This window comes from Vibrio sp. 1069 (genome assembly GCF_033340555.1).
The window spans coordinates 44,107-57,958 of the sequence record NZ_JAWOWP010000016.1; the positions used below are offsets into that span (position 1 = coordinate 44,107).

General features: G+C 44.3%; 18 protein-coding genes. 8 read left to right on the plus strand and 10 right to left on the minus strand.

All coding sequences use genetic code 11. The annotated features are described in order from the left end of the window. The first annotated feature begins 35 nt into the window (after window positions 1–35). Both R7040_RS19755 and R7040_RS19760 read left to right on the plus strand, forming a co-directional pair. Window positions 36–440, plus strand: a complete 405-nt coding sequence (locus tag R7040_RS19755; RefSeq protein ID WP_005381078.1) for a DUF2061 domain-containing protein — start codon at window positions 36–38, stop codon at window positions 438–440. Window positions 441–555: 115 nt separating this feature from the next. Further along, complete coding sequence (locus R7040_RS19760) at window positions 556–1,461, plus strand: bifunctional helix-turn-helix transcriptional regulator/GNAT family N-acetyltransferase (RefSeq protein ID WP_186584636.1); 906 nt, start codon at window positions 556–558, stop codon at window positions 1,459–1,461. 19 nt (window positions 1,462–1,480) lie between these two features. Here R7040_RS19760 and R7040_RS19765 read toward each other — a convergent pair whose 3' ends face one another. Further along, a complete protein-coding gene (locus tag R7040_RS19765; protein WP_005381080.1) occupies window positions 1,481–2,281 on the minus strand; it encodes a glycosyl hydrolase 2 galactose-binding domain-containing protein in 801 nt (266 codons plus the stop codon). Window positions 2,282–2,435: 154 nt separating this feature from the next. After that, window positions 2,436–2,849, minus strand: coding sequence for a ribonuclease E inhibitor RraB (rraB, locus tag R7040_RS19770; protein ID WP_005381081.1), 414 nt, complete (start codon window positions 2,847–2,849; stop codon window positions 2,436–2,438). A 583-nt stretch (window positions 2,850–3,432) separates the two neighbouring features. Here rraB and arcA point away from each other — a divergent pair. The 6 genes from arcA (at window position 3,433) to R7040_RS19800 (ending at window position 8,022) form a co-directional block, all read left to right on the plus strand. Beyond that, window positions 3,433–4,653: an arginine deiminase gene (arcA, locus tag R7040_RS19775; protein ID WP_005381082.1), complete on the plus strand. Its 1,221-nt coding sequence runs from the start codon at window positions 3,433–3,435 to the stop codon at window positions 4,651–4,653. A 156-nt stretch (window positions 4,654–4,809) separates the two neighbouring features. Next, window positions 4,810–5,814 carry an ornithine carbamoyltransferase gene (locus R7040_RS19780; RefSeq protein WP_136976376.1) on the plus strand — a complete coding sequence of 335 codons (1,005 nt, stop codon included), beginning with the start codon at window positions 4,810–4,812 and terminating at the stop codon, window positions 5,812–5,814. A gap of 99 nt (window positions 5,815–5,913) precedes the next feature. Further along, window positions 5,914–6,009, plus strand: coding sequence for a hypothetical protein (locus R7040_RS19785; RefSeq protein ID WP_005381084.1), 96 nt, complete (start codon window positions 5,914–5,916; stop codon window positions 6,007–6,009). An 86-nt stretch (window positions 6,010–6,095) separates the two neighbouring features. After that, window positions 6,096–7,025, plus strand: coding sequence for an aspartate carbamoyltransferase (gene pyrB, locus R7040_RS19790; RefSeq protein ID WP_005381085.1), 930 nt, complete (start codon window positions 6,096–6,098; stop codon window positions 7,023–7,025). Between the two features lie 15 nt (window positions 7,026–7,040). Continuing rightward, the gene (gene pyrI, locus R7040_RS19795) at window positions 7,041–7,502 is read left to right on the plus strand and encodes an aspartate carbamoyltransferase regulatory subunit (RefSeq protein WP_005381086.1); all 462 of its coding nucleotides are present in this window, start codon (window positions 7,041–7,043) and stop codon (window positions 7,500–7,502) included. 130 nt (window positions 7,503–7,632) lie between these two features. Further along, window positions 7,633–8,022, plus strand: coding sequence for a RidA family protein (locus R7040_RS19800; RefSeq protein ID WP_005381087.1), 390 nt, complete (start codon window positions 7,633–7,635; stop codon window positions 8,020–8,022). A gap of 85 nt (window positions 8,023–8,107) precedes the next feature. On the opposite strand, the gene R7040_RS19805 is transcribed toward R7040_RS19800, so the two are convergent. The 8 genes from R7040_RS19805 to mlaF all read right to left on the minus strand — a co-directional run bounded on the left by R7040_RS19805 (window position 8,108) and on the right by mlaF (window position 13,549). Further along, entirely contained in the window at window positions 8,108–8,833 is a 726-nt protein-coding gene (locus tag R7040_RS19805) for a 1-acylglycerol-3-phosphate O-acyltransferase (protein ID WP_005381088.1), read from the minus strand. Window positions 8,834–8,988: 155 nt separating this feature from the next. Continuing rightward, the gene (gene murA / locus R7040_RS19810) at window positions 8,989–10,245 is read right to left on the minus strand and encodes a UDP-N-acetylglucosamine 1-carboxyvinyltransferase (RefSeq protein ID WP_005388419.1); all 1,257 of its coding nucleotides are present in this window, start codon (window positions 10,243–10,245) and stop codon (window positions 8,989–8,991) included. A 9-nt stretch (window positions 10,246–10,254) separates the two neighbouring features. After that, window positions 10,255–10,509 carry a BolA family iron metabolism protein IbaG gene (gene ibaG, locus R7040_RS19815; RefSeq protein ID WP_005381092.1) on the minus strand — a complete coding sequence of 85 codons (255 nt, stop codon included), beginning with the start codon at window positions 10,507–10,509 and terminating at the stop codon, window positions 10,255–10,257. A gap of 3 nt (window positions 10,510–10,512) precedes the next feature. Then, window positions 10,513–10,833: a lipid asymmetry maintenance protein MlaB gene (locus R7040_RS19820; RefSeq protein ID WP_005381093.1), complete on the minus strand. Its 321-nt coding sequence runs from the start codon at window positions 10,831–10,833 to the stop codon at window positions 10,513–10,515. Beyond that, on the minus strand, window positions 10,833–11,471 hold the full coding sequence (gene mlaC, locus R7040_RS19825; protein WP_318081488.1) for a phospholipid-binding protein MlaC: 639 nt from the start codon (window positions 11,469–11,471) through the stop codon (window positions 10,833–10,835). The genes R7040_RS19820 and mlaC overlap by 1 nt, the downstream gene beginning before the upstream one ends. Window positions 11,472–11,473: 2 nt before the next feature. Next, complete coding sequence (gene mlaD / locus R7040_RS19830) at window positions 11,474–11,962, minus strand: outer membrane lipid asymmetry maintenance protein MlaD (protein WP_005381099.1); 489 nt, start codon at window positions 11,960–11,962, stop codon at window positions 11,474–11,476. A 2-nt stretch (window positions 11,963–11,964) separates the two neighbouring features. Continuing rightward, window positions 11,965–12,756, minus strand: coding sequence for a lipid asymmetry maintenance ABC transporter permease subunit MlaE (mlaE, locus tag R7040_RS19835; RefSeq protein WP_025767616.1), 792 nt, complete (start codon window positions 12,754–12,756; stop codon window positions 11,965–11,967). After that, the gene (gene mlaF / locus R7040_RS19840; protein ID WP_005388422.1) at window positions 12,746–13,549 is read right to left on the minus strand and encodes a phospholipid ABC transporter ATP-binding protein MlaF; all 804 of its coding nucleotides are present in this window, start codon (window positions 13,547–13,549) and stop codon (window positions 12,746–12,748) included. Before mlaF ends, mlaE begins: the two co-directional genes overlap by 11 nt. Window positions 13,550–13,852 lie beyond the last annotated feature (303 nt).

Below are 13,852 nucleotides of genomic sequence, written 5' to 3' on the forward strand. Positions count from 1 at the left end.
GGACTCATCGAAACAAACACGATTGAGTAATTATCATGAAAAAGACACTAACTTTCGCAGCACTGCATTTTACTATCGCATTTAGTGTCGCTTACGTACTCACAGGCGACATTCTAATTGGTAGTTTAATTGCCATGATTGAGCCTTCAGTGAACACCGTAGCCTTCTACTTTCATGAAAAGGCATGGGCAAAAGTCCCAGCACTTAAAGCTCGTCAGTGGATGACCAAATTAAAAACCGCAAGCTTTGCGACCGTGCACTTCAGCGTCGCTTTTACCGTGGTTTACTTACTAACAGGTGATGCATTTGTCGGCGGCGTAATGGCGATGCTAGAGCCGAGTTTGAACACGGTGGCTTACTACTTCCACGAGAAAGTATGGATGCGTAAATCATCAGAAAAAGCTCCAGCACCGCAGTTTTGTTTACATCACCACGCTTAAACATGGAGGCTCACTACGTCTCCTAACGAGAAAAATGACATTTACCATTGACAAGGTTGCGCACCGCAATTATTTTAGTTGCGGTGCGCAACTTTATTTTTAGAGGTAAGTGATAATGAACGCTCGTCAACTTCGACACTACTCCCGTCAAGCAGTCCGATTGCTTGGTATGCTTGATAAACAATGCGGCGATGTCGCTCTCACTCCAGTGCAAGCGCACGCATTGGGTGAAATCCAATTGCAGCCATTGACCATCAATCAGCTGGCACAGCAGCTTAATGTCGACAAGTCCAACGCGAGCCGAACCGTTACTGGTTTGATTAAATTAGGTTTGGTCGAGAGCATCGAAAACCCAAAAGACAAACGTAGTCAACTCGTCGCGATTACAGAGCAAGGCCAACAGGCGTTATCACAACTGGACCAACAGCAAAACCACTTCTTTGAACAACTGCTTACCCAACTCGATGACAGCGAGCAAGAGCAACTCAAACTTGGTCTAGAGACTTACCTAAAAGGGCTAACAAAAGTGTGTCAGGCTGAGGAATACGTTCTTCGACCTCTTACTAAAGCTGACAACCCGCAAGTCGCAGATGTGATTCGTAAAGTCTCTGCAGAATACGGCTTAACCGCAGACAAAGGTTATGGTGTGGCCGATCCAACGCTTGATGATATGTATTCGGTGTACAATCAAAACAGGGCCGCCTATTGGGTCATTGAACATCGCGGAGAGATCGTTGGTGGCGGTGGCTTTGCCCCTTTAGCTGGCGAGCCAAATGTGTGTGAACTACAAAAGATGTACTTCTTACCTCAAACACGAGGGCACGGTTTAGCCAAACGCATCGTCGCATTGAGCTTACAATTGGCGAAACAATTTGGGTATCAGCAGTGCTATTTAGAGACAACTGAATGTCTGAGAGAAGCGGTAAGCTTGTATGAAAAGCTAGGCTTTGAGCATCTCGATGCCCCGCTTGGACAAACAGGGCATGATGCATGTGAAGTCGTAATGCTTAAAACACTGTAATAAAGAGCATTACTAAGAGTTAAAGCACAACATGGGTAACACAAAGCTCCTGGCTCAAGGCAACAGTGAAGTTTTGGTGCTGCCCATCCAACTCAACAGACAACTGGTAGAGATCACTTGGATCAGGATCAGTAAGATCGGCATACTTTGGCGCTTCGATCTGGAATAAAGCGCTCGCATGCTCCGCTCGGACATCAATAGGAATATGGTAAGTCATACCATTAAACTTAACCGATGCAGAGACCAGGCCCGGCGAAAAAGTTTGATAGTACAAGTCTACTTTAAACTCACAACCACCACCGTGGTGCCAAATCTGTTCGGTAGCCACGCGGTCTAAACGCACATTGCGAATGAACTGCAGATACGGTTCTTGCCATACCCCTAAGCGCTCATCACTTTTTTTATATTCATGATCGGACAGAGAGCACAGCTCAGGTTTATCTTCATCAAACAGAAGATCCTCTTCTTCCTCTAAGAACAAGATTTCAAAGCGGTTACGCCCCATTTGCATGAACGGACGAATGTCTTTCTTGTAGACATTTTGAGAACCGTCACAGTCGAACAATGCTACTCCGTTCAAACGCACTTCTGCATGGTAATCCACACCACCCAACACCATTTCTACCGCTGGGAATGCCATCATGGATTCGTCCACTTCAATGTCATGCATCAGGTGCCACTCTTGCTGACGAATTGCTTCTTCTGTCATTTCAGCTGGCAATACCTGACTCAAAGGAGCAGGGAAAGTAATGTCATCCTGTGGGATAGAAAGGTCCGTCAGTGGAGAGACTTGCCATAAACCGGCGAGTGAGAGTTGCATATACACCTTGAGCTAGATCAATTTTCACGCATTATAGGGAGAAATCCCCTATAAACTCAATGTGAATTATTTATCGCCTCCACATTCGTCAGTTTTTCAAGGTATAAAAAAACCAGCGTTAAACGCTGGTTTTTCCAAAAGTAGTGAGCTTTGATTACTCGTCGTCTTCATCTTCTTCAGGGTAAAGCGCATCTTCGCCTTCGTAGTACGTACCCCAACCGTCATAGATGATGTCGTATTTTTCTGCCAAGTGAATCAATTTTTCAACTTGCGCATCAATCGCTTCTGCGTCAAGTGCGGACTCCATAGTCGCATCACAGCAAAGCAACTTGTTACCATCTTCATCTTCAGTTTCTTCTGCTTCAAGAACTTCAAAGCCCATCTTGAATGCTTCAACTACCGCTTTTTCTAGCGTGTCAAAATCTTCTGCAAACAGGTGGTGCTCAATTTCGTATAGCGAATCTGGATCGCTGCCATCTTCTAGCAATGCTGCAATGATATCGCGAGTCTCTTCCTTTTGAATCTCAATTAATTCTTCTACTGATAGATATTCATCTTCGTGAGACATGTTTTGGCTCCAGATTAGTTACTTGATGGAAACACAATACCCGATACTGAGTATGCTGATCCGGTGAAATATGGCATGGATTGCGATGAAAAGCCACAAACAAACATCATACCACTGCGATTCTTATCGGTTATTTGAATCTAAATATTAAACCGACCACACAAAGAAACAAAAAATTAACAAAGAATGGCATTTTTTAATATTCAGAACATCCTAATTGACACTTAATGTGGTTATTTTCTCTTTCTATGCGTGTTTATGATGCTTTCTTGAATACACTCACGTGTAAAACGAAGAAGCATAACGAATAAATTCACTTCAATAATGCATAATTTAGAATAAAAATGCACATTTTATGCACTGTGCATGTATTCTTTCTCAACGGGAAAATTAGAATAAAAACGCACGCACTCTAATTTTAGTAAAATAGCATTTACATCTAATAATAAATTTAATAAAAATAAAAATAAAAATAAAAAACTCTCAAATTCATAAACACCAGAATATAAACAAAGCTTGATAACTTGCATCTTTCTAGGAAGCTTGTCATAACTAATGGCTGGAAAATTTGTAAGGATACAAAATGAGCAAGCTGTACGTTGGATCAGAAGTTGGTCAACTTCGACGAGTTCTATTAAATCGCCCTGAACGCGCCCTAACCCACTTAACTCCGTCAAACTGTCATGAGTTGCTATTTGATGACGTTCTTGCTGTAGAAGCGGCAGGTGAAGAGCACGATGCATTCGCACGTACGCTGCGCGAGCAAGACGTTGAAGTGCTTCTCCTCCACGATTTACTGGTCGAAACCCTCGCCGTTCCAGAAGCAAAACAATGGCTGCTGAACACTCAGATTTCTGACTTTCGCTACGGGCCAACATTTGCGCGAGACCTACGCCAATACTTTTCAGAAATGGATGATGAACATCTTGCCTGCATCTTTTTAGGTGGCTTAGCTTACTCAGAGCTACCGATCTCCTCATCTTCTATGCTGCCAAAAATGAAGCGTCCTCTCGACTTTGTTATTGAGCCACTGCCTAATCACCTATTCACTCGTGATACCTCGTGTTGGGTTTATGGCGGCGTTTCTCTTAACCCGATGATGATGCCTGCACGTCAACGTGAAACAAACCACCTACGTGCGATTTATCGTTGGCACCCAATTTTTGCTGGCCAAGATTTTATCAAATACTTCGGTGACGATGATCTGCATTATGATAACGCGAATGTCGAAGGCGGTGATGTGTTGGTTATTGGTAAAGGTGCAGTTCTTATCGGTATGTCTGAGCGTACGACTGCGCAAGGTGTAGAGAACCTTGCAGCGAGCCTATTTAAAGCAGGCCAAGCTACCGAGGTGATTGCAATTGATCTGCCTAAACACCGCTCATGTATGCATTTAGACACTGTGATGACCCATATGGATGTAGATACTTTCTCTGTCTACCCAGAGATCATGCGCAAAGATCTCGACACATGGCGCTTAACACCAAAAGGCAACGGTGAAATGCATGTTGAAGCCTCACATAACTATCTGCACGCGATTGAGTCCGCTCTTGGCTTAGATCAGCTGAAAATCATCACCACTGGTGGCGATAGCTATGAAGCGGAACGCGAACAATGGAATGACGCCAATAACGTTCTAACTGTAAAACCGGGCGTAGTAATTGGTTACGAACGCAACGTATACACCAACGAAAAATACGATAAAGCTGGCATCAAAGTACTGACAGTACCTGGTAACGAGCTTGGTCGTGGTCGCGGTGGCGCTCGCTGTATGAGCTGTCCAATAGAACGAGACGATATATAACTTACTCGTCCCTTTACATTAGGTGAATCAAAACTAAGGTTGATGTGAATACATCAACCTTTTTTAGCTTTAATTAAAAATAATTATTCACAATAAAAGCATTTATATGTTTTAATAAATTCTATTAATCTAATCACATGTACTAAGGGACGAGCTATGGCTTTCAATTTACGTAACCGCAACTTTTTGAAGCTATTGGACTTCTCAACCAAAGAAATCCAGTTTTTGCTCGAACTGTCTGCAGAGCTGAAAAAAGCTAAATATGCAGGAACAGAGCAGAAGAAACTTCAAGGTAAAAACATCGCACTAATCTTTGAGAAATCTTCGACTCGTACCCGATGTGCGTTTGAAGTCGCTGCCTTTGACCAAGGTGCTCAAGTCTCTTACATCGGCCCTTCTGGCTCGCAGATCGGTCATAAGGAATCGATGAAAGACACCGCTCGTGTTCTTGGTCGTATGTACGACGGGATTGAATACCGAGGCTTTGGCCAATCCATTGTTGAAGAGCTTGGTACTTATGCTGGTGTTCCAGTTTGGAATGGTTTAACGGATGAGTTCCACCCGACCCAGATCCTTGCTGACTTCCTGACCATGCAAGAGCACGGCCGTGGTAAACAGCTACATGAAGTAACCTTCGCTTACCTAGGTGATGCGCGCAACAATATGGGTAACTCACTTATGGTGGGCGCAGCGAAAATGGGCATGGATATTCGCCTTGTCGCGCCAAAAGCGTTCTGGCCTGAAGAGGAGCTCGTGGCAACTTGTCAAACTATCGCGCAACAAACCGGTGCAAAAATCACGTTAACAGAAAGCGTTGAGGAAGGTGTGAAAGGTTGTGACTTCCTATACACCGACGTTTGGGTGTCTATGGGTGAGTCTGCCGAGGCATGGGATGAGCGTGTAGCGTTAATGACGCCTTATCAAATCAATATGGACGTGATTGAGCAAACGGGTAATCCACATGTGAAATTCATGCACTGCCTTCCAGCTTTCCACAATGATGAAACCACCGTCGGCAAAGAAGTCGCTGAAAAATACGGTATGAAAGGCCTTGAAGTAACAGAAGAGGTATTTGAATCGGAATACTCCATCGTATTCGACGAAGCTGAAAACCGTATGCATACCATCAAAGCCGTGATGGTTGCGACGCTAGGAAGCTAAACCAGTGCGCAAAAACAGCCGATAAAAACCATGATGTAATCGCTTGCGCTCACGAAAGTTAAGCGTATAATGCTCGGCAATTTGTCTGAGGATTAAGAAATGACCACGCTGATTGCTGACGTAAAAACGCGATTTGCTCTCGCTAAGCGACTACGCTTACGTGGTGTTATTTTCGTTAATTCTATTGAATTTTAAAACCTCCCCATTGGGGAGGTTTTTTTATGTCCAAAATTCCTTTCGGTTATTTGGATGTAGTCATCAATGTTATAGGGAAGAAGATCATGGCGAACTCGCTTTACCAGAAGCACATCATCTCTATTCCAGAGCTTTCACGCGAAGAACTGGAACTTATCGTAGAAACAGCAGGTAGCCTTAAAAAAGCACCTCGACCAGAACTGATTAAAAACAAAGTCGTTGCAAGTTGTTTCTTTGAACCATCAACACGTACACGTTTATCGTTTGAAACAGCGATTCAGCGCATTGGTGGTGACGTGATTGGCTTTGATAATGATGGTAATACCTCTCTGGCGAAAAAAGGCGAAACACTCGCAGATTCAGTACAAGTCATCTCTTCTTACGTCGATGCCTTTGTGATGCGTCATCCACAAGAAGGCGCCGCTCGCTTGGCCTCTGAATTTTCAAATGGCGTGCCAGTGATCAACGCGGGCGACGGTGCAAACCAACACCCAACTCAAACGCTACTCGACCTATACACCATAGCGGAAACACAAGGGCGTCTAGACAACCTGAACGTCGCATTCGTAGGTGACCTAAAATATGGCCGCACAGTGCACTCACTAACTCAAGCCTTAGCAAAGTTTAACAACATCCGCTTCTTCTTTGTTGCACCAGATGCGCTGGCAATGCCAGATTACATCTGCGAAGAACTAGATGAAGCTGGCATTCAATATAGCCTACACACAGACATGGAAAGTGTGATTCCTGAACTGGATATTCTGTACATGACACGCGTACAGAAAGAACGTTTTGACGAATCGGAATACGCACATATTAAGTCGGCTTACATCCTAACGGCGGCACTACTAGAAGGCGCGCGTGAGAACTTGAAAGTGCTGCACCCACTACCACGTGTGGATGAAATTACAACTGATGTTGATAAAACGCCTCATGCTTACTTCTTCCAGCAAGCTCAAAATGGCGTGTATGCTCGCCAAGCACTGCTGGCGCTTGTTCTAAACGAAACACTGTAATCGAGGGGAAAAATCATGGCTAAAGAAACTCAATTGCAGGTAGAAGCAATCAAAAATGGTACGGTCATCGACCACATCCCTGCGCAAATCGGCATCAAAGTATTAAGACTGTTCGATATGCACAATTCATCACAACGCGTAACGATTGGACTGAACTTGCCATCATCAGCACTCGGTCATAAAGATCTACTCAAAATCGAAAATGTGTTTATCAATGAAGAGCAAGCGAGCAAGCTAGCGTTGTATGCTCCTCACGCGACCGTGAATCAAATCGAGAATTATGAAGTGGTGAAAAAGCTCGCGTTAGAGCTTCCTGAGCGCATCAATGATGTATTTGAATGCCCGAATTCAAACTGTATTTCTCATAATGAACCAGTAGAAAGCAGCTTTAGCGTGTTCGAGAAGAAACAAGAAATCCGCCTAAAGTGTAAATACTGCGAGAAAGTGTTCTCACGCGAGATCGTAACCGAGCGATAAACACGCCGCACGACTAGGCTGTGATACGTTTAAAATACCCTGCAATGTCAGGGTATTTTGCTCTTTACCTACCGAGGGTTTAGAGGCAAACTGAGAATCTTTATTCCCTACAACTGATGGAAAAAATCAAATGACGAAAGTACTTCACACTGAGTCTGCACCAGCAGCAATCGGTCCTTACGTTCAAGGCGTAGATCTAGGTAACATGGTTCTTACTTCAGGCCAAATCCCAGTAAACCCAGCGACAGGTGAAGTGTCTGCTGATATCGCAGAACAAGCTCGTCAGTCTCTAGAAAACGTAAAGGCTGTAGTTGAATCTTCAGGTCTTAAAGTATCTGATATTGTAAAGCTAACGGTTTTTGTTAAAGACCTAAATGACTTTGGCACAGTGAACGAAGTTTACGGCAAGTTCTTTGATGAGCACGGCGTAGCAAACTACCCTGCACGCTCTTGTGTAGAAGTGGCTCGCCTACCAAAAGATGTTGGCATCGAGATTGAAGCAATCGCTGTTCGCAAATAATTGCACTTGCTGACAAACATAAAAAAACGGGTAGCTCAGGCTACCCGTTTTTTATTGTCTTTTCGTGATGATATCGCAGTAAAACTTAAGCAGCGTTGCGCTGTTTGACTTCTTCATCTAACGATTCAAGCTTCTCTTTCATCTGTTCACGACAGATATTCGCTAACTCGCGAATGCCCTCTTTACCATAGCCTTCAGTGCTGATTGGAGGTAGCATTTCAACAATCACATGACCATTGTTCCAACGGTTCAGCTTAATTTTATTCGTCGAGCTACATACGATAGGAATGATTGGCACACCTGCACCAATTGCCGCATGAAAAGCACCTGTTTTGAATGGCAGCAAACCACGCCCACGAGAACGCGTGCCTTCTGGGAACATCCACACCGAAACATCACTTTCTTTCATGCTGCTCACGACCTGATCGATAGTACCTTTTGCTTTAGAACGATTCGCTCGGTCAATCAGAATGTTACCCGTAAGCCAGTAAAGCTGACCAAACAGTGGCATCCAAGCCAAGCTCTTTTTACCTACTGTCACAACTTTCGGAGTCACAGCCGCAGAAACAGTAAACATGTCCCAGTTGTTCTGGTGGTTAGCAATGTAAACATGTTGGCCGCGTGAATACGCATCTTCAGGGATACGTAACTCTAACTTAATCCCAAACACACGAGACATCTTGGCAAACAAACGGCCAAAAGTGAAAACGTGCTTAGGGTTTCTAGGGCTTAATAGGCAGTAACCACAACCACCAATAAACATAACAATCGCAAAGATAGCGACAGCAAATACACGTAACAGTGCAATCATTCTTGTTCTCCAGGAACCGGCTTTTGCCAGATACAGCTATTAATATCTCTCTTTCCATAAAGGGAAAATATGGTCATGAGAGTGATATAAAAAAGCCGAAACTCAGGTTTCGGCTCTCTTGATATCCAAGTTACCTGCGGTGCAGTTTAACTTGCCTAGCTCACTCGCTCAATATTTGCGCCAAGTGCAGCCAGTTTATTTTCGATTTTGTCGTAACCACGGTCGATATGGTAAATACGATCAACGACGGTTTCGCCTTTAGCAATGCAACCTGCAATAACCAAACTAGCCGAAGCTCGTAGATCGGTTGCCATCACTTGCGCACCGCTGAGTGACTCAACATCACCACAGATAACCGTATTGCCTTCGATCTCAGCTTTAGCGCCCATACGCATGAGTTCTGGTACGTGCATAAAGCGGTTTTCAAAGATAGTCTCTGTGATCACGCCGCCACCTTTCGCCATCATGTTCAGAAGCGTAAATTGAGCTTGCATATCCGTCGGGAAACCAGGATGTGGCGCAGTACGTACACTTACCGCTTTTAGCTCGCGGTCGGTCATATCAACCGAGATCCAATCTTCACCCGTTTCGACAAGCGCGCCAGCTTCTTCCAGCTTGGCGAGAACCGCTTCAAGCAAATGAGCATTAGTGTTGCGACATACCACTTTACCGCCAGATACTGCTGCTGCGACAAGGAATGTTCCCGTCTCAATACGGTCAGCAACCACGTTGTGTTTACAACCGCCTAGGCGCTCAACACCTTCAATCGTAATGGTATCTGTGCCAGCGCCAGAGATTTTTGCGCCAAGCTTATTTAGGAAATCAGCGGTATCGACGATTTCAGGCTCACGCGCAGCGTTATCTAGTGTTGTTGTGCCTTCCGCCAGCGCTGCGGCACACATGATGGTGATCGTCGCGCCTACGCTGACTTTATCCATCACGATGTGCGCGCCTTTTAGACGACCATCCACTTCTGCTTTCACATAACCATCTTCTAATGTAATGGTTGCGCCAAGCTGCTCTAAACCAGAAATATGCAGATCCACAGGACGAGCGCCAATAGCACAACCGCCTGGTAAAGAAACCTGACCTTGACCAAAGCGCGCCACCAAAGGACCCAAAGCCCAAATAGAAGCACGCATGGTTTTCACCAAATCATAAGGCGCGCAGTATTCTGTAATACTGCTTGGATCAACATGAACAGAGCCATTGCGGCTTACTTTCGCGCCTAAACGCTTAAGCAATTCCATGGTTGTATCGATATCACGAAGGTGTGGTACGTTTGCCACTTCTACTGGCTCTTCCGCCAAGATAGACGCAAATAAAATCGGCAGTGCTGCGTTTTTTGCACCTGAAATGGTCACTTCACCAACTAGTGGTTTATCTGACCCAATAACTCGAAACTTTTCCATCAATAAACCTTAAAGCGACATCAATTTCTTATCACGAGCCCACTCTTCTGGTGTGAACGCTTTGATTGATAATGCGTGAATGTCGTTACGCTGGATGTATTCCATCAGAGGAGCATAAATTAGCTGCTGCTTCTTAACGCGGCTCATTCCATCGAAACAAGCATCAACAGCAACCACTTCATAGTGGCTACCTTCACCTTTCACATGCACTTCTTGAAGGTTTAGTGCTTCTTCTAATAACTGTTGTACTTTTGCGCTATCCACAATTTACCCCTGATAATTCTGTATGTGTTTGGCCACTAAAGATTCAACATTGCTCAGTTGAAACAAAGTGCGCAGTTGCGCCGGCACGAAACTGAGCATTATATGACAGTTTTGCTTTTTTGCATGCTCTAATAAGTGGATTAACATCACCATTCCTGCAGAGTCGACGCGCTCTATCTCTTTTAGCGAGCATTCCAGCTCCGATTGAGCAGGTTGCCATTGCTGTGCATACGCCCACAATGAAGGCACTGTATCTCTATCAAGTGCCCCTGTTAGCTTAAGAATGTTTTGATCCAATTGCCACTGAGCGGGAGTCTGGGCCATTATTTCTTCGCCTCGAAGCGGATCGGTTCTGCGGCCAATTTTTCTAGGTCTTTAGCAACAGATAGAATACCTTCTTGACGAATTTTACTGTTCCATTCGGATTGTTTACTAGAAAGCAAACTAATGCCCTCTGCAATCATATCGAATGCTTCCCACTCACCAGACTGGTTGTCTTTACGCAGTTTAAACTCAAGTTTGATGTTTGGACGCGGAGTATCGATGATATCAACTTTAATGCTTGTAATACGCTTAGAGTCATCAATGCTAGGCTCAGGACCAAACTCAATTTTTTGGTCAGAGTATTGCGTCAACACTTGTGCATAAGACGCAATCAGGTACACACGAAATGCATCGATAAACTCAAGTACATCTTCACGCTTAGCACCTTTTAAGTTTGGACCAAGAAGTTTTAACCCTGCATAGCGGTAGTTGACGTAAGGCATTAGCTCTTCTTCAACGATCACTTTAAGTAAATTTGGATCTTGTTTGATTTTCGGCTGTTCGGCTTTCAATCTTTCGAACGTGACTTCAGCTACCTGCTTCATCATCTTATAAGGTTCAGTTTTATCCACCTCTGCTGCTGTTGCTCCAAAGACGCTAAACACAGCACAAACTGAAAGTAGTAATCTCGCTAACATAGTTATTCCTTACTTGAGTCGTCTGAACCACCTACGCTGTATAGTACTTGACCAATTAAGTCTTCAAGCACAAGCGCCGATTTGGTGTCTTCGATGGTATCACCATCCACCAGCATGACTTCATCATCAAAAACGAAGCCAGGTACTAAACCAATGTATTGCTCACCAATCAGGCCAGATGTCAAAATTTGTACGCTCGACGTTTCTGGGAACTGATTGTATTTACTATTGATAGATAGTGTTACAACTGGCAATAAGTTGTCTGGGTTAAGCGAAATACTACTTACTCGACCAATCACAACGCCCCCCACTTTTACGGGCGAACGAACTTTTAAACTGCCAATATTATCGAACTCGGCTTTGAGGGTATAAGTATCACCAGAGCCAATGCTTTTTACGTCAGCAACTTGAAAAATCATCACAAGAATCGCGCAAATTCCCGCTAATACAAAGCTGCCAACCCATAATTCAGTTTTACGTGTTTGTTGCATGATTAATTCCCAAACATCAATGCGGTCAGTACAAAGTCTAATCCTAGTACTGCTAAAGAAGAATGCACAACAGTGCGCGTAGTTGCTCGGCTGATCCCTTCCGATGTTGGAATAGCATCATAACCGTTAAATAGAGCGACCCAAGTAACCGTAATTGCAAACGCAAAACATTTGATCATACTGTTACCAATGTCTTGTCCTAGCTCAACAGAGGACTGCATCGCTGACCAAAAACTGCCGTGATCAACGCCTTTCCAGTCAACACCAACAAGCTGAGCGCCCCAAATTCCCACAGCCATGAAAATCATAGCCAGTAAAGGCATTGAGATAACCCCAGCCCAAAACCGTGGTGCAATCACTCGTTTCAATGGGTCTACCGCCATCATTTCAAGGCTAGACAGTTGTTCCGTTGCTTTCATTAGACCTATCTCTGCGGTTAACGCAGAACCGGCACGACCAGCAAACAAAAGTGCAGTAACAACAGGTCCTAATTCACGGAGTAACGAAAGCGCTACCATTTGCCCCAAACTGCCTTCTGCGCCGTAATCCACCAACACAACATAGCCTTGTAGACTCAAAACCATTCCAATAAACAGACCAGATACGACGATGATCGCTAGCGACTGAACACCTACAGAATAAAGTTGCTTAACAAGCAGAGGAAAGCTTTTGATCGGTTGTGGCTTAGAAAATAGCGCCCCAATCAACATGAAAGTCGCACGACCAAATGCTCCGCAAATAGAAAGCGTGCGTCGACCCAGCGAGGCGACAAAGTGAATGAAGTTATCGACCATCAAATAAGTCCTTTTCGATACTTTGAGAAGGGAAACGAAACGGTACAGGACCGTCGGCATCACCTTGTAAGAACTGCTGGACACGAGGATCAGAGTTTTGAGTCAGCTCTTCTGGCGTACCATAGGCGATGATTTTTCCATCGGCCATCAGGTATACCCAGTCAGCAATACTCATGACTTCAGGTACGTCGTGAGAAACCACAATAGAGGTCAAACCTAACGCTTGGTTTAGATTGCTAATTAGCTCAACCAAAACGCCCATAGTGATTGGGTCTTGCCCCACAAACGGCTCATCGTACATGATCAGGTCAGGGTCAAGTGCGATTGCACGAGCCAAAGCAGCGCGTCTTGCCATACCACCTGAAAGCTCACTCGGCATTAATTGCGCCGCGCCGCGTAGACCGACAGCTTCGAGCTTGAGTAACACCATGGTGCGAATCAAATCTTCCGATAAATCGGTATGCTCTCTCAATGGAAAGGCGACATTATCAAAAACATTCAAATCAGTGAATAAAGCCCCTGACTGGAACAACATGCTCATTTTCTTTCGAGCATGGTAGAGTTTTTTACGCGAGAGAGAGGGAATATTGTCGCCATCAAACCAGATCTCTCCTTGCTCGGGATACAACTGACCACCAATCAAACGCAGCAGTGTTGTTTTACCAATTCCCGATGGTCCCATAATGGCCGTCACTTTGCCCTCAGGAACATGCAGATCAATATCATCAAAGATCATGCGTTCTCCCCGTGAAAAAGTGAGGTTGTTCACGGTGACTAAATCGTTGTTCGACATATCATCTCTTCTACTGTAGGAGCGTTGCAACTCACGGAATCATCAAGCAGATACTCATCGGAGTTGAATTCTACGTTTAATAAAGTAACGTCGGTACATTTATTAGGCTGCAATCATAAGCACATTGGCGTTGAATTTAAAGCACTGTTCAATTAAATAAAGTCGAGTATATCCCTGCAATTTCTCATGGTTTATGACCTAATTAGCACGAAGTGTTTAAATCCTAGACCAGAATTGCTCATTTAAATGAGTGAGATTTACATACATTTTCGTTACTAACCTTTAATTTATTCTTCGTTTATC